Annotated in this window: 22 protein-coding genes; 13 read left to right on the top strand and 9 right to left on the bottom strand. The window is 71.7% G+C overall.

Features of this window, described 5'->3' with window-relative positions:
• The 3 genes from dnaE to ARTHRO9V_RS07320 form a co-directional block, all read left to right on the top strand.
• On the top strand, positions 1-3,115 hold a 3,115-nt coding region (gene dnaE, locus ARTHRO9V_RS07330), incomplete at its 5' end, for a DNA polymerase III subunit alpha (protein ID WP_159826427.1).
• Positions 3,116-3,208: 93 nt separating this feature from the next.
• Positions 3,209-4,231, top strand: a complete 1,023-nt coding sequence (locus ARTHRO9V_RS07325; protein ID WP_159826425.1) for a glutathione S-transferase family protein — start codon at positions 3,209-3,211, stop codon at positions 4,229-4,231.
• Positions 4,232-4,242: 11 nt separating this feature from the next.
• A complete protein-coding gene (locus tag ARTHRO9V_RS07320; RefSeq protein WP_233568334.1) occupies positions 4,243-4,578 on the top strand; it encodes a TraR/DksA C4-type zinc finger protein in 336 nt (111 codons plus the stop codon).
• Positions 4,579-4,635: 57 nt separating this feature from the next.
• On the opposite strand, the gene ARTHRO9V_RS07315 is transcribed toward ARTHRO9V_RS07320, so the two are convergent.
• Positions 4,636-5,352 carry a TetR/AcrR family transcriptional regulator gene (locus tag ARTHRO9V_RS07315; protein WP_159826423.1) on the bottom strand — a complete coding sequence of 239 codons (717 nt, stop codon included), beginning with the start codon at positions 5,350-5,352 and terminating at the stop codon, positions 4,636-4,638.
• Between the two features lie 125 nt (positions 5,353-5,477).
• Between ARTHRO9V_RS07315 and ARTHRO9V_RS07310 the strand changes: the two genes are divergently transcribed.
• The 4 genes from ARTHRO9V_RS07310 (at position 5,478) to ARTHRO9V_RS07295 (ending at position 10,012) form a co-directional block, all read left to right on the top strand.
• On the top strand, positions 5,478-6,401 hold the full coding sequence (locus ARTHRO9V_RS07310) for an NAD-dependent epimerase/dehydratase family protein (protein ID WP_159826421.1): 924 nt from the start codon (positions 5,478-5,480) through the stop codon (positions 6,399-6,401).
• 230 nt (positions 6,402-6,631) lie between these two features.
• Positions 6,632-7,873, top strand: a complete 1,242-nt coding sequence (locus ARTHRO9V_RS07305) for a GAF domain-containing protein (protein ID WP_159826419.1) — start codon at positions 6,632-6,634, stop codon at positions 7,871-7,873.
• A gap of 94 nt (positions 7,874-7,967) precedes the next feature.
• Positions 7,968-9,509, top strand: a complete 1,542-nt coding sequence (locus tag ARTHRO9V_RS07300) for an aldehyde dehydrogenase family protein (protein WP_056045771.1) — start codon at positions 7,968-7,970, stop codon at positions 9,507-9,509.
• A gap of 92 nt (positions 9,510-9,601) precedes the next feature.
• The gene (locus tag ARTHRO9V_RS07295) at positions 9,602-10,012 is read left to right on the top strand and encodes a DUF779 domain-containing protein (protein WP_123570795.1); all 411 of its coding nucleotides are present in this window, start codon (positions 9,602-9,604) and stop codon (positions 10,010-10,012) included.
• A gap of 22 nt (positions 10,013-10,034) precedes the next feature.
• Here ARTHRO9V_RS07295 and ARTHRO9V_RS07290 read toward each other — a convergent pair whose 3' ends face one another.
• Positions 10,035-10,676, bottom strand: coding sequence for a hypothetical protein (locus ARTHRO9V_RS07290; protein WP_159826417.1), 642 nt, complete (start codon positions 10,674-10,676; stop codon positions 10,035-10,037).
• A gap of 88 nt (positions 10,677-10,764) precedes the next feature.
• Here ARTHRO9V_RS07290 and rplU point away from each other — a divergent pair, with 88 nt between their 5' ends.
• The 4 genes from rplU (at position 10,765) to ARTHRO9V_RS07270 (ending at position 13,857) form a co-directional block, all read left to right on the top strand.
• Positions 10,765-11,076, top strand: a complete 312-nt coding sequence (gene rplU, locus ARTHRO9V_RS07285; RefSeq protein WP_054144935.1) for a 50S ribosomal protein L21 — start codon at positions 10,765-10,767, stop codon at positions 11,074-11,076.
• A gap of 14 nt (positions 11,077-11,090) precedes the next feature.
• Complete coding sequence (rpmA, locus tag ARTHRO9V_RS07280) at positions 11,091-11,357, top strand: 50S ribosomal protein L27 (RefSeq protein WP_043596143.1); 267 nt, start codon at positions 11,091-11,093, stop codon at positions 11,355-11,357.
• A 124-nt stretch (positions 11,358-11,481) separates the two neighbouring features.
• Positions 11,482-12,657, top strand: a complete 1,176-nt coding sequence (locus tag ARTHRO9V_RS07275; RefSeq protein ID WP_159826415.1) for an alcohol dehydrogenase catalytic domain-containing protein — start codon at positions 11,482-11,484, stop codon at positions 12,655-12,657.
• A 231-nt stretch (positions 12,658-12,888) separates the two neighbouring features.
• The gene (locus tag ARTHRO9V_RS07270; protein ID WP_159826413.1) at positions 12,889-13,857 is read left to right on the top strand and encodes a phosphodiesterase; all 969 of its coding nucleotides are present in this window, start codon (positions 12,889-12,891) and stop codon (positions 13,855-13,857) included.
• Between the two features lie 466 nt (positions 13,858-14,323).
• Here the strand turns inward: ARTHRO9V_RS07270 and ARTHRO9V_RS07265 are convergent, their stop codons facing one another.
• Positions 14,324-15,157 carry an oxygenase MpaB family protein gene (locus tag ARTHRO9V_RS07265; RefSeq protein WP_159826411.1) on the bottom strand — a complete coding sequence of 278 codons (834 nt, stop codon included), beginning with the start codon at positions 15,155-15,157 and terminating at the stop codon, positions 14,324-14,326.
• 38 nt (positions 15,158-15,195) lie between these two features.
• Between ARTHRO9V_RS07265 and ARTHRO9V_RS07260 the strand changes: the two genes are divergently transcribed.
• Positions 15,196-15,672: an NUDIX domain-containing protein gene (locus ARTHRO9V_RS07260; protein ID WP_159826409.1), complete on the top strand. Its 477-nt coding sequence runs from the start codon at positions 15,196-15,198 to the stop codon at positions 15,670-15,672.
• Positions 15,673-15,775: 103 nt separating this feature from the next.
• Here the strand turns inward: ARTHRO9V_RS07260 and ARTHRO9V_RS07255 are convergent, their stop codons facing one another.
• The 5 genes from ARTHRO9V_RS07255 to ARTHRO9V_RS07235 form a co-directional block, all read right to left on the bottom strand.
• Positions 15,776-17,431 carry a stealth conserved region 3 domain-containing protein gene (locus ARTHRO9V_RS07255; protein ID WP_236557083.1) on the bottom strand — a complete coding sequence of 552 codons (1,656 nt, stop codon included), beginning with the start codon at positions 17,429-17,431 and terminating at the stop codon, positions 15,776-15,778.
• A gap of 127 nt (positions 17,432-17,558) precedes the next feature.
• On the bottom strand, positions 17,559-17,930 hold the full coding sequence (locus tag ARTHRO9V_RS07250) for a DUF6804 family protein (protein ID WP_056045790.1): 372 nt from the start codon (positions 17,928-17,930) through the stop codon (positions 17,559-17,561).
• A 3-nt stretch (positions 17,931-17,933) separates the two neighbouring features.
• Positions 17,934-18,518: a GDSL-type esterase/lipase family protein gene (locus ARTHRO9V_RS07245; RefSeq protein WP_056045795.1), complete on the bottom strand. Its 585-nt coding sequence runs from the start codon at positions 18,516-18,518 to the stop codon at positions 17,934-17,936.
• A gap of 92 nt (positions 18,519-18,610) precedes the next feature.
• A complete protein-coding gene (locus tag ARTHRO9V_RS07240) occupies positions 18,611-18,817 on the bottom strand; it encodes a hypothetical protein (protein ID WP_159826405.1) in 207 nt (68 codons plus the stop codon).
• Positions 18,814-20,415 carry an SDR family oxidoreductase gene (locus ARTHRO9V_RS07235; RefSeq protein WP_159826403.1) on the bottom strand — a complete coding sequence of 534 codons (1,602 nt, stop codon included), beginning with the start codon at positions 20,413-20,415 and terminating at the stop codon, positions 18,814-18,816. The genes ARTHRO9V_RS07240 and ARTHRO9V_RS07235 overlap by 4 nt, the downstream gene beginning before the upstream one ends.
• A 26-nt stretch (positions 20,416-20,441) precedes the next feature.
• Here ARTHRO9V_RS07235 and deoC point away from each other — a divergent pair, with 26 nt between their 5' ends.
• A complete protein-coding gene (gene deoC, locus ARTHRO9V_RS07230) occupies positions 20,442-21,170 on the top strand; it encodes a deoxyribose-phosphate aldolase (protein ID WP_123570215.1) in 729 nt (242 codons plus the stop codon).
• Between the two features lie 139 nt (positions 21,171-21,309).
• Here deoC and ARTHRO9V_RS07225 read toward each other — a convergent pair whose 3' ends face one another.
• Positions 21,310-22,251 (bottom strand): bifunctional riboflavin kinase/FAD synthetase, encoded by a 942-nt coding sequence (locus ARTHRO9V_RS07225; RefSeq protein WP_056045804.1) that lies wholly within the window; start codon positions 22,249-22,251, stop codon positions 21,310-21,312.
• Between the last annotated feature and the right edge of the window lie 5 nt (positions 22,252-22,256).

Raw genomic sequence — 22,256 nt, 5'->3', positions numbered from 1 at the left:
GTGCCGGCTGATCAGCGCGTCCCACGGTCGGGCCACCCGCCGCGCCAGCGGCAGTGCCAACAGCGTGGCGACCATCGCCCGGTCCCGGGTGAGGGGCTTCGTCCAGGGCGAGACCGAGCCGGCGGCGACCGTGCTGCTGGGGCCCGACTCCGACGTGGGCCGACTGGTCCAGGCGGGGCGTCACAGCGAGGCCGCGGCGTCGCTCGCCGACTGGGCGGCGACGCTGCCGGGCGGCGTGGTGGTCGAGGTGGTCTGCCACCTGACCGAGCCGGGCGAGAGCCGCAGCATCCGGCACGCCGCCCGCATGCTCGAGTTGGCCGACCACGTCCGGGTGCCGGCCGTGCTCACGAACGCCGTGCGGTACCTCGATCCCGACGAGGCCGTCACGGCCGACGTGCTCGACTCGGCGGGGCACCTGGCCGCCCTCGGCTCGTTCCGGCCCCAACCGAACGCCCAGGCCTACCTCAAACGCCCCGCCGACATGCGCCGACTGGCCCGTCTGGTGAGCGACGCCTCGTCGTTGCCCCGCAGCGTCGGCGACGAGATGCTCGCCGCCACCGAACGCCTGGCCGACCGGTGCCGACTCGACCCCGTCGCCGACCTCGGCTGGGGCCGCCCGAAGGTGCCGGAGCTCAGCGCGATCGGCGTCGACGGCGACCCCGACCAGGCGCTGTTCCGGCAGGCCCAGGCCGGCGTCACCGAACGCTTCGGCGACGCCGACCGTGCCCTGCGCGACAAGGTCGAGGACCGCATGCGCTACGAACTCGGCATCATCACCGGGTTCGGCTTCGCCGGGTACTTCCTCACCGTGGCCGACGTCTCGGCACTGATGCGCGACCTGCGGGTGCGCAACGCGGCGCGGGGATCGGGGGCCGGCAGCCTCGTCACCTACCTGCTGCGCATCTCGAACGTCGACCCGATCGAGCACGACCTGCTGTTCGAACGGTTCCTCGGCAACAAGCGTGAGACCCTGCCCGACATCGACATCGACGTCGAGGCGGCGCGGCGGCACGAGGTCTACCGGGCGATCTTCGACCGGTACGGCAGCAACCGGGTCACGCTCATGTCGATGCAGTCCACCTACCGCGGACGCGGGGCGGTGCGCGACGCCGGTCTCGCGCTGGGCCTCGACGACGAGCAGATCGACCTCGTGGCCAAGAACGTCTGGCGGTCGAACGCCCGAGACCTGCGCACGGCGATGGCCGAGAAACCCGAGCTGCGCGAGATCGCCGAACTCGCCCGGAGCAACGACCAGATCGACCTGCTCGTCGACCTCAGCGAACGGCTCGACCGTCTGCCCCGGCACATCTCGATGCACCCGTGCGGGGTCATCCTCGGCGACTCCGACCTGCTCAGCACGACCCCCGTCCAGCCCAGCGGCATCGGCCTGCCGATGAGCCAGTTCGACAAGTACGACATGAACGACGCCGGCCTGCTCAAGCTGGACGTCCTCGGCGTCCGCATGCAGAGCTCGCTCGCCTACGCCCTCGACGAGATCGAACGCGTCAACGGCCCCCGTGCCGCCCTCGCCGGCGCCCTGCCCGTCGACGTGCCCTACGTGAACCGCCAGGGTCGGATCGAGCTCGACGAGATCCCGCACGACGACGAGCCCACCTTCGAGGCGATCCGCACCACCCACACGCTCGGCATGTTCCAGATCGAGAGCCCCGGGCAGCGCGAGCTGATCGGCAAGATGCAGCCCGACCGCTACGAAGACCTCATCGCCGACATCTCGCTGTTCCGGCCCGGCCCGATGAAGGGCAACATGATCGCGCCGTTCCTCGACACCAAGCACGGATTCCAACAGCCCGACTACCTGCACCCGAGCTTCGCGTCGTTCCTCGACGACAGCTACGGGGTGGTCATCTACCACGAGCACGTGCTGCGCATCCTCGAGGCGACCATGCAGGTGTCGCTCGCCGAGGCCGACGAGATCCGACGGCACATGGGCAAGGGCGACGACGACGCGCTCGAGGCCACCTTCCGCGAGCGCACCCGCGGCAACCTCGACCCCGCGACCGGGAGGCGACGCTTCGACGACGCCGCGGTCGACCGGATCTGGGCCGCGCTCAAGGGGTTCGGGTCGTTCGGCTTCTGCAAGGCCCACGGGGCCGCGTTCGCCCTGCCGACCTACCAGAGCGCGTGGTTGAAGACCCACTACCCGGCCGAGTTCCTGGCGGGCGTCCTCACCCACGACCCGGGCATGTACCCGAAGCGGTTGCTGCTGACCGAGGCGCGACGCATGGGCGTCCCCGTGCTGCCGCTCGACGTCAACGCCTCGACCGACGTCTACCGGGTCGAGCGCCTCCGGCCGCCGGCGACCCCGATCGCGCCGACCCGGGTGGGCGACCTCGGGCTGCGGCTGTCCCTGGCCGACGTGCACGGCATCAGCGACGCCGAGCTGGCCCGGGTGGTCGTGAACCGTCCCTACGACTCGATCACCGACTTCTGGCAGCGGGCGACGCCGTCCCGATCGCTCTTCGAGCGCCTGGCGCAGGTCGGGGCGCTCGACTCGGTCGCCGGGCCCGGCCGCACCCGCGGCGACGTCCTGGCGCGGGTGCGGGCGCTCACCGGCCGGTCGTCGCGCCCGAAGGCCACCGACGTCGAGAACCAGCTCGACTTCTCGATCGACGACTCCGACACGGTGCCGACCGGCACGCCCGACGTCGACGCCCGGCAGCGGGTCGCCGACGAGCTCGACATCCTCTCGATGGAGGTCAGCGAACACGTGATCGAGAGCTACCGGCCCATGCTCGACGACCTGGGCGTGGTGCGCGCCGCCGACCTGCGCGACCACTGGAACGGCACGACCGTGCTCGTGGCGGGCATCCGCATCGCGACCCAGACCCCGCCGATGCGCAGCGGCAAACGCGTGGTCTTCATCAGCCTCGACGACGGCAGCGGCTGCTCCGACTCCACGTTCTTCGAGGAGGCCCAGGCCCGCGCCGGCTCGCTGCTGTTCGGCACACAGCTGATGGTGATCCAGGGACGCACGCGTCGCACCGGCGAGCGCGGCATCTCGCTCGAGGCCGAGAACGCGTGGGACCTCAAGGCGATGTGGCGCGACTGGAACGCGGCCCGCGCCTCCTCGTCCCTGGCCGTCGGCAACTCCTGACCCGTGTCGCCACCACGGCGGCCGGGGCCGCCGCTCATCCCTGCACGTCGCAGCAGCCAGGAATTGCCGACACCCCGTGCGTAGGGTGGCGACATGAGCGATCAGCAGGTCAAGGGCAGCTACGTCGAACCGGGTCAGGAGTACACCCGCGACACCAACTACATCGAGGACCGCATCACGCGCGATGCCGTCGACGGGTGGCCGGTCGAGGCCGGTCGCTACCGCCTGGTCGCCGCCCGGGCCTGCCCCTGGGCGAACCGCAGCGTCATCTCGCGACGCCTGCTCGGGCTGGAGGACGCGATCTCGCTCGGCCTGCCCGGCCCCACGCACGACGCCCGCAGCTGGACCTTCGACCTCGACCCCGACGGTCGCGACCCCGTCCTCGGCATCGAACGCCTCCAAGAGGCGTTCTTCGCCCGCACGCCCGACTACCCGCGCGGCATCACCGTGCCGGCGATCGTCGATGTGCCGAGCGGCAAGGTCGTCACGAACGACTTCCCCCAGATCACCCTCGACTTCGCGACCGAGTGGACCGCCCACCACCGTGAGGGCGCCCCCGACCTCTACCCCGAGGCCCTCCGCGGCGAGATCGACGAGGTGAACGCCGTGGTCTTCCACGACGTCAACAACGGGGTCTACCGCGCCGGTTTCGCCGGGTCGCAGAAGAGCTACGAGCGGGCCTACCGCACCCTCTTCGAGCGGCTCGACTGGTTGTCCGAGCGACTGGCCGGTCAGCGCTACCTCGTGGGCGACACCATCACCGAGGCCGACATCCGGCTGTTCACCACGCTCGCCCGGTTCGACGCCGTCTACCACGGGCACTTCAAGTGCAACCGGAACAAGCTCAGCGAGATGCCGGTGCTCTGGGCCTACGCCCGCGACCTGTTCCAGACCCCCGGGTTCGGCGACACGATCGACTTCGACCAGATCAAGGCGCACTACTACGTCGTGCACTCCGACATCAACCCCACGGGCATCGTCCCGGTCGGTCCGGACGCCTCGGGATGGCTCACCGACCACCGGCGCGAGCAGCTCGGTGGCCGCCCCTTCGGCGACGGCACTCCCCCGGCACCGCCCCGCGCCGGTGAAGAGGTGCCGACGCTCGTCGGGGCCTGAGGCACCGCCTCGTGCTCGATCCCTCGGACCGGTTGCGCACCACACGCGACGAGGCCCTGGCGCTGGCCGCGCGACTGCTCGGGGACATGGAGGCGGTGGCCGCGGCCCGCGAGGGAGCCAACGTCGACGACGAGCACGACCCCGAGGGGTCCACGATCGCCTACGAACGGTCGCAGCTCGACGCCGTCCGGCGATCGGCCCTCGAACGCGCCGCCGACGCCGAGGCCGCCCTGGCCCGGCTCGCCGACGGCACCTTCGGGCGCTGCGAGCGATGTGCGGCCCGGATCGGCGAGGCGCGGCTCGAGGCGCGACCCACCGCCCGACTCTGCATCGACTGCGCGAGCTGACCCGCGCCTCCTGCCGGTGCCTCGTCCCGCACCCACAGCGGGGGCGTCAGCGGGGCGTCAGCCCCAGATGCGAGCGATCTGCTCGTCGAGGAACGACTCGAACCAGGCGTCGCGGTCGGTGACGACGTTGGTGAGGTGACCGAAGAGCTCGAAGCTGAGATGCCCGTAGAGGGCCGTCCAGGCGGTGATGCCCGCGGCCAGCACACCGGGGGCGACCGACGCCCCGAGGCCCTGGGCGAGCTGCGTGAACTCGTCGGCCAGGCCGGCCCGCACGGGCATCGCCCGCAACGTGGCTCCGCTCGCCGCCGCGTCGTCGACCGCCCCGAGCAGGAGCAGCCCCACCGCGATCGCCGGTTCGACGGTGTCGACGGGGGCCGCGTACCCGGGGACCGGTGAGCCGTAGAGCAGGGCGTAGCGGTGCGGGTCGGCGATCGCCCAGCGACGGGTCGCACGGGCCGTCGCGCGGAACCGCTCCTGGTGGTCGGCCCGGTCGACGGCCTGCTCGGCCCGACGGGCGGCCTCGGCGAGGTCGACGTAGGCGTCGGTGATCAGGCGGGTCAGCAGGGCGTCGCGGCTCGGGAAGTACCGGTAGATCGCCGACGACGCCATGCCCAGGTCGCGCGCGACGGCGCGCACCGAGAGGGCGGCCGCTCCCACCTCGGCCAGCTGCCGGTGGGCCGAGGCGAGGGCGCGCTCGACGATCTCGGTCCGTGCCCGCTCGCGGACGCCCCCGACGGTCCTGGAGCGTCCGTCGTCCCCTGCGTTCGTGGTCATGCCCCGATCCTGTCGCCCGAGAGCACGCGACACAAACGAGAGCACCGCTCTTGCGTGTCGGGCCGCCCGACCCTAGGGTCAGATCCGAGAGCACCGCTCTCGCTCATCGCCCCCAGGAGGACCCCATGCCCACCCATCTCGTCGTCGGAGCCGGAGCCATCGGCACCCCCCTCGTCCGCCGCCTCGCCGAGCGGGGCGACACCGTGCGCGTCGCCACCCGCCGCGGCACCGCGATCACCGGGGCCGCCCCGTTCACGCTCGACGCCAAGGACGCCGCCGCCCTGACGAACGCGGCCCACGGCGTCGACACGATCGTGGTCTGTTCGAACCCGCCCTACCCCGCCTGGGGCGTCGAGTGGCCGGCCATCACCACGGCCCTGATCGAGACGGCCGTCACCACGGGGGCGGGCATCGTGCTGATGGGCAACCTCTACGGCCACGGGCCGGTGTCCGAGCCGATGACCGAACACACGCCCCTCGCCTCCGCCGAGGGGAAGGGCAGGGTGCGCGCCGACAGCTGGCAGCGGCTCCTGGCCGCGGCCGACCGGGGCGTCCGGGCCGTCGAGGTGCGCGCGAGCGACTACTTCGGGCCCGGCGCCGGGCGCAACGCCCACCTCGGCAGCGACTTCTTCGGGCCGCTCGTCGCGGGCCGCACCGCCCACGCGGTCGGCGACGTGAGCCAGCCGCACGCCTGGGCGTACCTGCCCGACGTCGTCTCGACCCTCGTGGCCGCCATCGACCGCGACGAGTGGGGACGCGCCTGGCTGACGCCGCACGCCACCCACGCCTCACGGGTCGCGATCGCCGAGGAGGCGCGGCGCCGGTACGGCCTGACCGGTCGCGTCCGCCCGTGGAACCCGCTGCTGTGGGCCGGCCTGACCCGCACGGTGCCGTTCCTCCGCGAGGTGAGGGCGATGCAGTACCAGTTCGACTCGCCCTTCGTCGTGGACTCGTCCGAGAGCGAACGCCTGCTCGACATCGGACCGACCCCGTGGCCCGAGGCGCTGGACGCGACGATCGCGGCCGCCCGCGACGCCGTGCGTCGGTGACTCCTGACTCCTGTCGCCCACGCACGACGACGGCCCCTGCCCCCGGGGCTTCCCGCGACGGCGCGACGGGAAGCAGGAGTTGCCGACGGGACGGACGGTTCCCCGAGGTCACAGCAGACCCCCACGCGCCGCCCTTCCCCGACGGCCGCACGCCGCCGTACGCTGACAGCACCCCGGCGACGACGCCGCACGACGGCCGACTCGCCCCGATCGACGACGATTGGTGCTCCATGACGCTGACCGCGAGCCCTCCGCCCCGCGACGTCGGGCCGCAGCGCCGGGTGGTGCGCGACTCGTGGGACCGCGCCTCCCGGCACCGGCTCGATCCCGACGGCCTGCCCCGACTCGAGCTGCCCGAGGACGACCTCGACGACTGGCGTCGGGACCACCCGTTAGCGCTCGCGCTGCCCGTGGTGCGTCGTCTGCTCACGGACGACGTCTCGGGCTCGGGACTGCTCGTCGCGCTGGGCGACGAGCACGGACGCCTGCTCTGGGTCGAGGGCGACCACGCGGCCCGCCGCCGCGCCGAGGACATGCTGTTCGTCGCCGGTGCGGGCTGGTCGGAGTCGCGGGTCGGCACCTCGGCCCCGGGCACCGCCCTCGTGCTCGACCGGGGCGTGCAGATCCGCGGCGACGAGCACTGGAACCACCGCGTGCGGGCCTGGAGCTGCACGGCCGTCCCGGTCCACGATCCCGTCGACGGGCACGTCATCGGAGTCGTCGACATCACGGGAGACGAGCGGGCGGCCGGCTCGTTGACGCTGCCCCTGGTCACGGCGACCGTCGCGGCCGTGGAGGCGCACCTCGCGCTCCTGGGGTTCGCCGCGGTCGATCGCGTCCCGACCCGCACCCCCCGGCGGCCGGTCCGATCCGGTCCGGACTCCCCCGCCGGCCTGACGACCCTGGGCCGTGACGAAGCCGTCCTCACGGTCGGGGACGGATGCATCGCGCTGGGTGCCCGGCACTCCGAGATCATGACCTTGCTCGCCCACCGGACCGCCGGCTACACCGCTCACGAATTGGCCGACGCGGTCTACGGCGACGTCGACGCGGTGACCACCCTGCGTCCCGAGATGGTGCGCCTGCGGCACGTCGTCGAGGCCCTCGACCCCACGCTGGTCCCCCTGTCGCGCCCGTACCGCCTGCCCCGCCCGGTCGCCCTCGACCTCGACGCGCTCGTCGGGCTCGTCGACCGCGGCGCCCACCGCGCCGCCGTGCGAGCCGACACCGGCCCGGCGCTGCCCTCGTCCACGGCGCCCGGCGTCGTGGCGCTGCGGGCCGAGGTCGCGGCGACCGTCCGGGACGCCCTGCTCACCGGCGGGTCGATCGAGAGCCTGGTGTCCTACTCCGAGTCGGACGCGGGTCGCGACGACGTCCGCGTGCTGCTCGAACTGCTGCGTCGGCTTCCGCCGGGATCACCCCGGCGGACGCACCTGGTCGCGCACCTCGAGGCGCTCGGAGGCCGGGACTGACGCGCAACCGGATGCAACCCCGCCCGACGTAGCCTGCCGCCAGCGGCGGGCGACCCCCGCCACCGACCCGACACCGTCGTCGAAAGGGACCGTCATGACCGTCACCACTCCCCCGAACACCTACGCCGCGCCGGGACGGCCCGACGCGAAGGTGGCCTTCAAGCCCCGCTACGACCACTTCATCGGCGGCGAGTACGTCGCCCCGGCGAGCGGGCAGTACTTCGAGAACCCGAGCCCGGTGAACGGCAAGGTCTTCACGGAGGTCGCCCGGGGCAACGCCGCGGACGTCGACAAGGCGGTCGAGGCCGCCTGGCGCGCGTTCGACTCATGGAAGAAGACGACGATCGCCCAACGCGCGCTGATCCTCAACAGGATCGCCGACGTCATGGAGGCGAACCTCGAGATGCTCGCCGTCGCCGAGACCTGGGACAACGGCAAGCCCATCCGTGAGGCCCTCGCCGCCGACGTCCCGCTCGCGATCGACCACTTCCGCTACTTCGCCGGGGCGATCCGGGCGCAGGAGGGTTCGACCGGCGAGATCGACGCCGACACCGTCGCCTACCACTTCCACGAACCGCTCGGCGTGGTCGGCCAGATCATCCCCTGGAACTTCCCGCTGCTGATGGCCGTGTGGAAGCTCGCCCCCGCCCTCGCCGCCGGCAACTGCGTCGTCCTCAAGCCGGCCGAGCAGACCCCCGCGTCGATCCACGTCTTCATGGACCTCGTCAAGGACCTCCTGCCCGCCGGGGTGCTCAACATCGTCAACGGCTTCGGCGTCGAGGCCGGCGCCCCCCTGGCGAGCCACCCGAACATCCGCAAGATCGCGTTCACCGGCGAGACCACCACCGGGCGCCTGATCATGCAGATGGCGAGCGAGAACCTCATCCCGGTGACGCTCGAGCTCGGCGGCAAGAGCCCGAACGTCTTCTTCGCCGACGTCGCCGACGAACGGGACGACTTCTACGACAAGGCCCTCGAGGGCTTCTCGTTCTTCAACCTGAACTCGGGCGAGGTGTGCACCTGCCCGAGCCGGGCGCTCGTGCAGCAGTCGATCTACGACCAGTTCACCGCCGACGGCGTCGAGCGGGTGAAGAAGGTGAAGCAGGGCGACCCGCTCTCGATGGACACCATGATCGGCGCCCAGGCGTCGAACGACCAGCTCGAGAAGATCCTGAGCTACATGGACATCGGCAAGCAGGAAGGCGCGACGCTGCTGCTCGGCGGCGACCGGGCCGACCTGGGCGGCGACCTGACCGGCGGCTACTACGTCAACCCGACGATCTTCGAGGGCCGCAACTCGATGCGGATCTTCCAGGAGGAGATCTTCGGTCCCGTCCTGTCCCTGACGAGCTTCAGCGACTACGACGACGCCATCAAGATCGCCAACGACACCCTCTACGGTCTCGGTGCCGGCGTCTGGAGCCGCAACGGTGCCCAGCTCTACCGGGCCGGCCGCGACATCCAGGCCGGTCGCGTCTGGTCGAACACGTACCACCAGTACCCCGCCGGGGCGGCGTTCGGCGGCTACAAGCAGTCCGGCATCGGTCGCGAGAACCACAAGATGATGCTCGACCACTACCAGCAGACCAAGAACCTGCTGGTCAGCTACGCGGACGGTCCGATGGGCTTCTTCTGATGACGCCCGAGCAGACGGCCGCCGCCGCGCCGGCAGTGGCAGCAGCCGAGGAGGCGCGGGTCGGCGCGGTCACGCCGGCCCCCGCCTCCGGGATGGTCGCCGCCACCCCCTCCCGGGTCGACGTCTCCCCCGAGGCGGCGGCGTTCCTCGTGTCCCTGACGGCGCAGCACGGCCCGCTGATGTTCCACCAGTCGGGTGGCTGCTGCGACGGTTCGTCGCCGATGTGCTACCCCGTCGGGTTCTTCCGGGTGGGAGCAGTCGACGTCCACCTGGGCGACCTGCACGTCGACGGGATCGACCCGATCGAGGTCTACATGTCCCGGAGCCAGTTCGAGTACTGGAAGTACACGCACCTCACGATCGACGTCGTGCCGGGCCGCGGGGCCGGGTTCTCGATCGAGAGCCCGGAAGGCCGGCGGTTCCTGATCAGGTCACGACTGCTGGACGACGACGAGCTGCGGGCGTTCGGGCTCGACGACGCGGTGGGCGACACCCCGGCCTGATCGGCCGACGCCGCCCGGGGACTCAGTCGGTCGGCGGGTGGGGCAGGGCGTAGACGCCGTGCCCCACCCGGTCGACCACGCCCTGCCGGGCGAGGACGCTCAGCGTCGACAGCACGCTGCTCCGGCGGTAGTCGGGCAGGGCGGCGACGATCTCGGTGGTGCGCCGGGCGCCGTTCCGCAGCACCTCGGGCACGCGGTCGGCCAGGGAGTCGCCGACGGGCGCGGTCGCCGGGGCGACGTCCGTCGGGTCGCCGGCCCGCGCCTCCTGGTCGTACTCGGCCCGGGCCTGGTCGAGGCCCTCGGCCGAGACCCGGGTGGTCGCACCGTCGGCACCGGAGGCGTGCGCGTAGGGCGCGAGGGTGAGCGACCGGCCGACGCGCGCGTACACGGCCGAGGCACTGGTGCCCTGGTGCTCGGCGATCTCGGGGTACGACGCGCCGCCGAGCAGCAGCACCGCCTCGCCCTCGAGGCCGAGCCACTGGCCGAGGCTCGCGATCTCCCAGCCGGCGGTCGTCACGGCCGAACCCCAGACCTCGATGTCGTCCGCGTGGTCGGTGGTGAGCGTCTCGAGGTCGTCCAGCAGGTCGAGGAGTCGCCGGCGGGCGTCGTCGACGATCTCGGCCGTGAACTGCGGCGGGCGGCGAAGTTTGATCGGTCGTGACATTTGTGAAAGACTATCCAAGTTGCCTTCGTGGCACCACGACGTCGTCCGGCAGTCCGGGCGTCACATCCCCCACTTTTTTGGAGTTCCCATGGCTTTCGCAATCGTGCGCGCCGGTGGCCGTCAGGAGAAGGTCGAGGTCGGCACGATCCTGACCGTCGACCGCCTCAAGGCCGCGACCGCCGACACCGTCTCGTTCGTCCCCGTCCTGCACGTCGACGGCGACACCATCCTGTCGGGCGACGACCTGGCCAAGGTCACCGTCGAGGGCGAGGTCCTGAACGACCTGCGCGGCCCGAAGATCGTCATCCAGAACTACAAGAACAAGACCGGCTACAAGCGTCGCATGGGCTTCCGTGCCGACCTGACCCGCGTCAAGATCACCTCGATCACCACCAACTAAGGGGCTGACACCACATGGCACACAAAAAGGGCGCATCGTCCACCCGCAACGGTCGTGACTCGAACGCACAGCGCCTCGGCGTGAAGCGCTTCGGCGGCCAGGTCGTCCTCGCCGGCGAGATCATCGTCCGCCAGCGCGGCACCCACTTCCACCCCGGCGTCAACGTCGGCCGCGGCGGCGACGACACCCTCTTCGCCCTCGCCCCCGGCTCGGTCGAGTTCGGCAACAAGGGCGGCCGCAAGGTCGTCAACATCGTCGCCTCCGCGACGGCCGTCGCCTAGGCGACAGCACACGCGTCATCCGCCTCGGGGCGGTCGGGCCCAGGCCCGGCCGCCCCGGGGCGTTTCCGTGCCCGCTGTACCCCTCGTCCAGGCGGCACGGGGTGAGGACGCGTAGACGGGAACGATGAAGGCACTCACGTACCAGTCCGTCACCAACGTCTCCGTCGAGGACGTCCCCGATCCCACGATCATCGACCCGAGCGACGCGGTCATCAAGGTCACGTCGGCCGCGATCTGCGGAAGCGACCTGCACCTGTACGACGCCCTGGGCGCGTTCCTCGACAAGGGCGACGTGCTCGGCCACGAGACCATGGGCATCGTCACCCAGGTCGGTTCCGAGGTCAGCCGCATCGAGGTCGGCGACCGCGTCGTCGTCCCCTTCGTCATCGCGTGCGGCCACTGCTTCATGTGCGACCGCGGGCTCTTCTCGCAGTGCGAGACCACCCAGGTCACCGAGTACGACTCGGGCGCCACCCTCTACGGCTTCAGCAAGCTCTACGGCCAGGTGCCCGGTGGCCAGGCCGAGCAGCTGCGGATCGCGCGTGCCGACGCCAACCTCGTGAAGGTCGGCGCCGACCTGCCCGACGAGCGCTACCTCTTCCTCAGCGACATCCTGCCGACCGCCTGGCAGGGCGTCGAGTACGCCCAGGTGCCCGAAGGCGGCACCCTGGTCGTCCTGGGCCTCGGCCCGGTCGGCCAGTTCGCGTCGCGCATCGGCAAGTACCGCGGCTACCGCGTCATCGGCATCGACCCCGTGCCCGAGCGTCGCGCCATGGCCGAGCGCCACGGCGTCGAGGTCCTCGACCTGACGAAGGACGTCGCCGACGTCGTCAAGGGCATGACCGACGACCGCGGACCCGACTCCGTCGTCGACGCCGTCGGCATGGAGGCACACGAGCACGCCGGCATCGGCCTCGTGCAGAAGTTCGCCGCCGCCCTGCCCGACGCGATCGGCCAGGCCGTCATGCAGAAGGCCGGCATCGACAGCCTCGGCGCCATGCACCTCGCCTTCGAGATCGTCCGCCGTGGCGGCACCGTCTCGCTCAGCGGGGTCTACGGCGGCACGGCCGACCCCACGCCCTTCCTCACGCTCTTCGACAAGCAGATCACCATCAAGATGGGCCAGTGCAACGTCCAGAAGTGGATGGACACCCTGATGCCCCTCGTCGAGGACCCGACCGACCCGCTCGGCACCGAGGACCTCGTCACCCACCCGGTGCCGCTCTCCGATGCCGCCGCCATGTACGACGTCTTCAAGAACAAGGAGGACGGCTGCATCAAGGTCGTCCTCAAGCCCTGACGCCTCGACACGTCAGAGACCTCGACGACGCGACCCCCGCCTCCTGGGGGTCGCGTCGTCCCGTGGGGCGGGCTAGCGTCGTCGCTCGGGAATGCGGCCTGTTCGACGACCGTTCACCGAAACGCGCGCGCACGTTCACCCCACTCATGGCAATCGGGTGATGGACTGGTGACGAATCAACAACGAGGGTCTCGTCCCGAGCCCACGTCGGCGACATCGATTGAGAGAACCATGGATCTCCGGACGGCCGAACACCCCAGGCCGAACCACTTCATCCTGCACCTCAGCGACACGCACCTCGTCGGCGGTGACCGCGACCTCTACGGCGCCGTCGACAGCGAGGCCCGGCTCCGTCAGATCATGGACGAGATCGAGGCGTCCGACGGGCGGCCCGAGGCCATCGTCTTCACGGGCGACCTCGCCGACAAGGGCGAGCCGGAGGCCTACCGCAAGCTCCGCGCCCTGATCGAGCCCGTCGCCGAGCGACTCGGCGCCCAGGTCATCTGGGCCATGGGCAACCACGACGACCGCAGCGCGTTCCGGTCCGAGCTCTTCGGGCAGCTGCCGTCGCAGCGACCCGTCGATCTCGTCTACGACGTCAACGGCCTGCGCGTCATCACCCTCGACACGACCGTGCCCGGCCACCACTTCGGCCGGCTCTCGGGAGACCAGCTCGACTGGCTCGCCGAGGAGCTCTCGACCGATGCCCCCGACGGCACCATCATCGCCATGCACCACCCGCCGGTCCCGAGCGTGCAAGACCTGACGGCCCTCGTCGAGCTGCGTGACCAGGCGGCCCTCGCCGAGGTGATCGAGGGCAGCGACGTCCGCTCCATCATCGCGGGGCACCTGCACTACTCGACCAACGCCACCTTCGCGGGCGTCCCCGTCTCGGTCGCGTCGGCCACCTGCTACACGCAGGACCTCAACGTCGCCGGCGGCGGCACGCGGGGCCGCGACGGTGCCCAGGCGTTCAACCTGGTCCACGTCTACGAGGGCACCGTCGTGCACTCGGTCGTGCCGATCGGCACCTACGAGACCGTGGGCGAGTACGTGCCCGCCGACGTGGTGGCCGAGCGGCTCGCCGTCGCCGGCGTGCGCATCGCCCCCGCCGCCCCCCGCCACCGCGCGACGGACACGGCACCGGTGCCCGTGGTGCCGCGTGACCTCGCACTGACGGGGCCGATCGACACGCTCTGACCGGGCCGGCCCGCCCGCCACCGCCCCGAACCTGCCGCGCTGCACTCGCCCGCTGGGTAGGTGCCGCCCGCCGTGGAGGTTCTGCCGGCCGTCCAGGTGCCGCCCGCCGTTAAGGTCCCGCCCGCCGCGGCCGGCTTCGAGCACCGGCGGCTAATTCTTGCTTCCTGCTCCGTGCGACCTCGTACGCCCCCTTCCCTGGCCCGTCGTGCAGCACGGAGCAGGAGTTGCCGACCCGCTCGGTGCCGTCGACCCCGCCCCTCCCGACGCAGCCACGCCGACGACGACCGACCGCCCCGAACACGGCCCGCGCGAGTCGGCAATTCCTGCTTCACGTCGCTCGAACGACGCCGACACGCCCCCGCCTGCGATCGCCGTGACGGGAGTCAGGAGTTGCCGACGAGGGACGAGGGCACCGTGACAGGAGGCGGGCGGTGCCGACCCGGATGCCGGCGACGGGCGGACCGGGTCAGCCGTGGGCGGGGGTGCGGGCCTCGGCGGCCATGACTGCGCGCAGCCGACGCAGGTACCCGTCGCGGAGGACGTGACGGAGGCGCGGTGGCAGATGCGGGACGACCGCAGCCGTGACGCGCATCACCCGGTCGTAGCGGCGTTGGATGGCCGGCGACCAGGGCAAGCCGAAGTCGTCACGGACTCGACCCGGCAACGACCCTGCGGTGACGAGCCGGGCGAGCGGCATCACCGCCCTCAGCCACCACGGCCCCGTCGTCGGGTGCAACAACTCGTGGGCGACCCGACGCGTGACGTCGTCCACCACGAGGTGCGCGACGGCGTCGTCCCAGTAGCGCCGGAACGACGCCGCATCGGCCGGCCACAGCTCGCGCGGCATCTGCAGCGACGTGCCGACGAGGGCGTAGTCCTGGTAGACGGTCTCGGCGTGGGCCGGGTCGATCGGCCCGTGCACCCGCTCGAACAGCTGCACGGCCGAGTCGTAGAGCGTGGCTGCGACCCAGAGCTGCAGACCAGGGTCGAACGCGTCGTACCGCACCGGCGAGGACCCGCCGTCGTGCACCGGACGGTGCGCCCGCCCGACGACCCGGCGGACGTGGGCCACCTCGGACGGGGTGCCGAAGACGATGGCGTAGAGGTACGTCATGGTGCCGTGCAGCCGCGACAACGGGCGCTCGACGAAGTCGCTGTGCTCGGCGACGCCGTGCCCCACCCCGGGGTTCGCGAGTTGCAGCAGGATCGCCCTGCCCCCACCGGCCAGGAGCAACGACTCGCCCGCCATGTCGGAGATGCGCCGCACGTCCGAGCCGTGAAGGGTCCAGGGCAGTCGCATGCGGTCAGCCTACGGCGGGCCGTCGGTAGGGTGCTGACATGGCCACCCCCGACTTCGTCCTGTCCCTGCGCGAGAAGATCGGCACGGCACCGCTGTGGCTCGCCGGCGTCACCGCGGTCGTGGTGCGAGGTGACGAGACGTTGCTGGTGCGCCGAGCCGACACCGGCGCCTGGACGCCGGTGACGGGCATCGTCGACCCGGGCGAGCACCCCGCCGACGCCGCCGTCCGCGAGACCCTCGAGGAAGCCGACCTGAACGTCGTCCCCGAACGGCTGGCCTCGATCGGAGTGACCGACGAGGTCGTCTATCCGAACGGCGACCGCGCGCAGTACCTCGACCACACCTTCGTGATGCGCTACGTCTCGGGCGAGCCCTCCCCCGCGGACGGCGAGAACACCGAGGCCCGGTGGTTCCGGCTGGACGCCCTGCCGCCCATGGGCCCAGACATGCTCTCTCGTCTCGACGCCGCACTCGCGGGCGAACAGGCCGCCCGCTTCGGCACCTCGTCGAGCTGAGCGGCCGTCCGGACGACGGTGACGGCCACCGCGCCGGTGACCGGCGACCGGTGACCGGTGACCGGTGACGCCCGTCACACTCGCGACGCGGGTACGACCGGCGTCAGTCCGACCCTTCGAGCCCCCGCCGGGACGACGATCCGGTCGCCTCGCCCGACTGCGCCGCCTCGGCTCCGAGTGCCCGCCTGTCCTGCTCGGCGTTCTCGAGGGCGACGCGCTGCATCTCGTCCTTCTCCCACGGTGCGGGGAACGGGTAGTACCGCTCGAGGAAGTCCGTGACCGTCGCGGTCCGCTCGTCGTCGGTGACCTCGGGGAAGCTGCCGTCGTTGAGGCAGAAGAAGTCGAACGCGCGTTTCTTCAGCACCTCGGACAACGACGCCAGGCCCGACACCATCGTGGTGTCGATGTAGCTGACCTTCGCGTTCTCCTGCACGATCGCCCGACCCGTCATCAGCGAGTAGTAGTGGTAGAGCGAGTTCGTGACCGAGATGTTCTCCTTCGCACGGAAGGGGCTGCCGGCGGTGGCGGCGAACTCGTCGGCGAACTCGTGCTCCATCTCGAACAGGACGCTGCGGCGCAGCGGCGCGGCCGTGTGCTCGAGGTGGCGGGTGAGGACGCGGCCGAAGCGCTGCTGCAGCAGGCGGCGGTTGACCCGCGCGGCGTTCTCGAACCCGCTGCGGTCGATGTTGTTGTGCCCGAGCCCGATGCGGGTGTCGGCCTCGATGAACTTGGTGACGGAGCCCGGAGAGAAGAACATGCTCGGCGCGACGGGTCGCCCGAAGAACATGTCGTCGTTCGAGTACAGGAAGTGCTCGCTGAGACCCTCGATGTGGTGCAGCTGCGACTCGACGGCCTGCGAGTTGTGCGTCGGGAGCATCGAGAGGTCGCTGAAGAACTCCTCGCTGCGCACGACGCGGACGCGGGGGTGCTCGCCCAACCACTCGGGCACGGGCGAGTCGGTCGCGATGTAGATGTTCCGGACCCACGGGGCGAACATGTAGACCGACCGCAGGGCGTACTTGAGCTCGTCGATCTGACGGAACCGGGCCGCCGAGTCGTCGCCCTCGCCGACCACGTGACGTTTTGCCTGGGCGGCCCGGGCACGTTGGTACTCGATGGAGTTCCCGTCGACCCACGAGAAGACGATGTCGATGTCGAAGGTGATGTCGGTGGCGTGGTCGTCGAACATGTGCTCGAGGGTGGGCCACTCGATGCCGTACCGCTCGACGGTCTGTTCGACGGCCTCGGTACGGGGCAGTTCGGTGCGCATGAGTGCGTTCTCGGTCGGGGCGAGGATCTCGTCGTCGGTGATGATCCAGAACTCGACCTGCACGGCCGTGCCCGCGCCGTAGCGGAGGCGGCCGATGGGTTCGACGCGGGGCCGGTAGACACGGAAGACCCGCTCCGTCTCGAGCTCGAGCCCGCCCTCGACGACGAGGGACGCCTGACCCTTGCGGGGCTTGGCGTAGAAGGGCTCGGTGGCCGAAGCCGCGACCATGGCGGCGGTGAAGCGGTCACGGTGGACGGTGTCGACGGCGATCACCGGGCGGACGTCATTGCCGCGCACGAGCAGGAAGGGCACCTGGGCGGCGTCGAGCACCCGCCGGATGTAGAGCAGGTCCTCGATCATCGACTGCTGGGGCGTGAGGTGACCGTTGAGGAGCGTGAACTGGCCCTTGCGGACCACGACGTCCTCTCGGTCGAGACCACCGGCTCGGTGACGAGGGGTCAGGAGAGGGCTCTCGGACGTGCCGACCATCTCTGACGTACCGGGGATCTCCGTGGCCATGCAGACTCAACCTTCCGTGCGGGCCTCGGGCGGGCGGACGCACCCTCGGCATTTTACGGGGTCGGAGGCACCTCGGCGGATCCGCCGCCCACGACGGTCAGCGGCGGCCTCGGACCGGGGCCGCCCCCGTGGTCGTCGCGGCGGCGGTCGGCACCTTCACGAGCACCCCGACGGCGATCATGAGCGCCGCGGCCACGAACTGCAGCCCCTGCCAGAGGTCGGGCTGGACGGGCACCACGAACACCGGGTTCCAGAGGACGGCCACGGCGGCGAGCAGGGGCAGCGCCCACCAGGCACGCCCCCGGTAGGCGAAGACGAGGACGATGAGGGCGAAGATCGACACCACGTACCGGAACACCGTGAAGACGTCCGAGCCGAGCAACGCGGTGCCGGCCAGCAGGGCGATGGCCGCGATCAGGCCGGGCGCCAGGGCCGGACGAGTGAACGCGGGGGCGGTGGGGGTGGGCACCGCCTACTCGATGTCGTAGGCGACGTCGAGGACGCTGATCGGACGGCTCATCGGCGGCTCGTCACGCAGGCGCTCGAGGGCCGGCTGCAGTTCGCCCAACCAGGCCTGGTAGCCGGCGTCGCTGAGGTGGACGTGGTCGGCGGCGAACTCGGGTCGCAGCGCGTCACCGGACTCGTCGGCGAGGGCGGGCCAGAGGTCGAGCCACTGCGCCCGGACCGTCGAGGAGAACTGACGGAGGTGGCGGTTGGCGTCCTTGAGGCGGGGTGCGAACTCCGCCCCCCGTGGCGCGATCGACTGCAGCAGCAGACGCGTCCCGGGCAGTTCACGACGCATCGCCACCATGAGGTTCTCGATGCCGCGCACCACCTGTTCGACCGAGCGTCGCGCGGTGAAGTCGTTGGTGCCGATCATGAGCACGACGGAGTCGGGGTTCGCGGCCACGACGTCGTGGAGCCGTTCCGTCAGGCCGGCGACCGTGTCGCCCCCGACGCCCAGGTTGACGACCTGCTCGTCGGGCAACCACGCCGCCCAGTCGCCGTTCTCGGTCAAGCTGTCGCCGACGAAGGCGACGGTCTCTCGGTGTGTCATCACGACCTCCTGGTGGTCTGCTGAAGTGCCCCCATCGTGCCATCACCCGCTGGGAGCCGCGAACCGGCGCGCGCGTGCGCGCCGCCCCGACCTCACTGTCGGAAGCGCCGCGGCCTCTTCGACCAGACGCGGTCGAGCGCGTGGCGGACGCGCGGCAGCAGCACCACGAACGACGACACGACGACGAGCACCCCGAACAGCACCCCGAGCCACAACGGCACGGGCGACATGGCCTCGTCGCCCGCCGGGTACAGCGGCACCGGCGACGACGTCAGGACGAGGAGGCGCGGGTCGGTCACGCCACGGCCGTCGCGTCGGTCGTGGCCCCGCCCGCGGCACCGGCCACCCGCTCGGTCGCCCGGGCGGCCGCCTCCCGCTCGGCCGTCGCCGTGATGCGCCGCAGCATGCCCGAGAAGATCACGCCGTGGAACGGCAGGATCGCGAACCAGTAGAGGCGCCCGCCGAGTCCCTGCGGGAAGAACACCGCGCGTTGGCGGTAGTGCGAGCCGCCGTCGGGACGCGGCTCGACCGTAAGTTCCAGCCACGCGCCTCCGGGGACCTTCATCTCGGCCCGGAGCCGCAGCAGGTGGCCGCGATCGAGCTTCTCGACCCGCCACCAGTCGAGGGCGTCACCGACGCGCAGGGTGGTCGCACTGCGGCGGCCGCGACGGAGGCCCACTCCCCCGACCAGTCGGTCCATCCAGCCGCGGGCCGACCACGCCAGCGGGAACGAGTACCACCCGTTCTCTCCGCCGATGCTCTCGAGCACCTTCCAGAGCTCGGCGGCCGGAGCGGAGGTGTCGGTCTGCCGGTCGTCGGTGTAGACGATGTGCCCGGACCAGTCGGGGTCGCTCGGCAACAGGTCGCTCGGCGCGCCGGCGACCGACGAGTCCTGCCAGCTGGTCTCGACGTCGCCGTCCTGTTCACGCTGGAGGGCGAGGCGGACGGCGCGACGGTAGGGCAGCAGCCCCTCGGCGGGCGGGGGCACGACGGCGTCGATGTCGTGCTCGCGCACGACGCAGTCGTACTGCAGCGACGCGATGATCGGCACGGCGAGGGCGCGGGGCACGGGGGTGACGAGGTTGACCCACTGCGAGGCGAGCCACGGGGTGAAGACGGGGAGGGACGCGATCGGCCGCTGCTTGAGGCCGGCCTCGAGGGCGTACCCGTTCATCATCTGCCCGTACCGGAGCACGTCGGGACCGCCGATGTCGAAGGTGCGGTTGACGTCGTCGGGCACGTCGGCCGCCCCGAGCAGGTAGTGCAGCACGTCGCGGACGGCGATCGGCTGGATGAAGTTGCGGACCCACTTCGGTGCCGGCATGTAGGGCAGCACGTCCGTCAGGTGGCGCACCATCTCGAACGAGGCGCTGCCCGACCCGATGACGACGCCGGCCTGCAGGGCGACGGTCGGGACCCCGCTCGCCAGCAGGACGTCGCCGACGTCCTTGCGCGACTGCAGGTGCTTCGACAGGTCGCCCTCGGGGTGCAGTCCGCCGAGGTAGACGATCCGGCGGACACCCGCGTCGCGCGCCGCATCGGCGACGGTGTGCGCCGCATCGGCCTCCGCGCGCTCGAAGTCGCCCTTGCCACCCATCGCGTGGGCGAGGTAGTAGACGACGTCGACGCCCTCCATGGCCGGACGCACCGTCTCGGGGTCGGTCAGGTCGCCCTGGACGACCTCGACGTCGCCGGACCAGGGCACGTCGCGCAGCTTCTCGGGCGATCGCACCAGCACCCGCACGTCCGCCCCGGCGGCCACGAGCCGCGGCGTCAACCGCCCGCCGATGTACCCGGTCGCCCCGGTCACCAGCACCCGGCGGGAGGCCACGGCGTGGTCGGTGTCGCTCGTGACGGGGGCGCTCGACGGCTCGGCGTCGGGAGTGTTCGCTGACATGGGCCCAAGCTACGCTGGACCCCATCATGACTACCCAGCAGCTCCCCACCGTCTCCGCCGTCGCCGGCATGATCGACCACGCGATCCTCAAGCCCGAGCTCACCCGCGCCGAGGTCGACGCGGCCCTCGACGACGCCGCCGCGAACCACGTCTTCAGCGTCTGCGTCCGGCCCTCCGACATCGCGCACGCCGTCGAGCGCCTCGAGGGCACCGGCGTGCTCGTCGGCACCGTCATCGGCTTCCCCCACGGCACGACCTCGACGGCCGCCAAGGCCGCCGAGTCGCGCCAGGCGATCGCCGACGGCGCCGCCGAACTCGACATGGTCGTCAACATCGGCTGGCTGCGCAGCGGCATGACCGACGAGGTCGAGGCCGACGTGCGCGGCGTGGTCGAGGCGGCGGGCGACACGCTCGTCAAGGTCATCCTCGAGACGGCCTACCTGGACGACGACCAGATCGTCGCGGGTTCGACGGCCGCCGAGCGCGCCGGGGCCGCCTTCGTCAAGACGTCCACCGGCTTCGCGGGGGGCGGGGCGACGCTCCCGCACCTGCGCCTCATGCGCGAGGCGGTCTCCGACTCGGTGCAGGTCAAGGCCTCGGGCGGCGTGCGCGGCCTCGACACCGTGCTCGAGATGCTCGACCTCGGCGTCACGCGCTTCGGCACGAGCGCCAGCGGCACGATCCTCGCCGACCTGGCGCACCGCCTCGAGACGGGCCGTGCCTCGGGCGCGGGCGACGACACGACGTCGTACTGACGAGCCGAGGAGGCGCGGGTGACGTCGACGACGTGACCCGCGCCTCCTCGGGGCCGTCGGGCCGCGCCCTCGCACGGCTCGGCGTCCCGCCGTCGACGTGCTCCGGACGATCGACTCACGGCGCTCGACGCGAGACGCCTCAGGCGGTCGGCAGCCCCAGGATCTCGCGCGTGCGGACGACGTCGGCCCTGATGTGCGCGATCAGGGCGTCGAGCCCCTCGAAGCGCACGTTGCCGCGCACCCAGTCGACGAAGTGGACGGTGACCTCGAGCCCGTAGAGGTCGAGCGAGACGTCGAGCAGGTGCGCCTCGACCTGCTTGGCCGGCACCCCCTCGAACGTCGGGTTGTTGCCGACCGACACGGCCGCCGGGTAGAGCGTGTCGCCGACCGAGACCCGGGCGGCGTAGACGCCGTCGGCCGGGACGAACCCCTCGCTGTCGCGGGCCAGGTTGGCCGTCGGGAAGCCCAGCTCGCGGCCCCGCTGTTCTCCGTGGACGACGATGCCGCGCACCGACGGCTCGCGGCCGAGCAGGACGCCGGCCTCACGGACGTCACCCGCGTCCATCAGCTCGCGGATCCAGGTGGACGACGCTCGGCGGCCGCCACTCGGTCTCACGTCGTCGATCGACACGACCCGGAACCCGCGCGAGGCACCGAGGCCGCGCAGGGTGTCGACCGTGCCGCTGCCGCGCACGCCGAACCGGAAGTCGTCACCCACGAACACGACGCGGGCGTGCAGGGCCCCGACGAGGATGCGGTCAACGAACTCGTCGGGCGTCAGCGCCCGCAGCTCGGCGTCGAAGGTGAGCATGAGGGTCGCGGCGACCCCGGCCTCGTCGAGCAGCTCGCGCTTCTGACGGTTGCTGACGAGAGCCGTCGGCACGTCGTCGGGTCGCAGGACCGCCAACGGGTGCCGGTCGAACGTGACCACGGTGGACACGAGACCCTCGTCGCGCGCCACCCCCTCGAGCATGTCGATCACGGCGCGGTGCCCGACGTGGACCCCGTCGAACTTGCCGATGGTGACGGCGCTCGGCCCGAAGTCGGGCGGCACGTCGCCGACCAGGTCGTAGAACTGCACGCGCG

It is taken from the genome of Frigoribacterium sp. 9N (genome assembly GCF_902506305.1).
In the GTDB taxonomy this organism is placed as follows: domain Bacteria; phylum Actinomycetota; class Actinomycetes; order Actinomycetales; family Microbacteriaceae; genus Frigoribacterium.
Note: the sequence above shows the minus strand (reverse complement) of the source record. Positions and strands in the feature narration are given on the sequence as shown.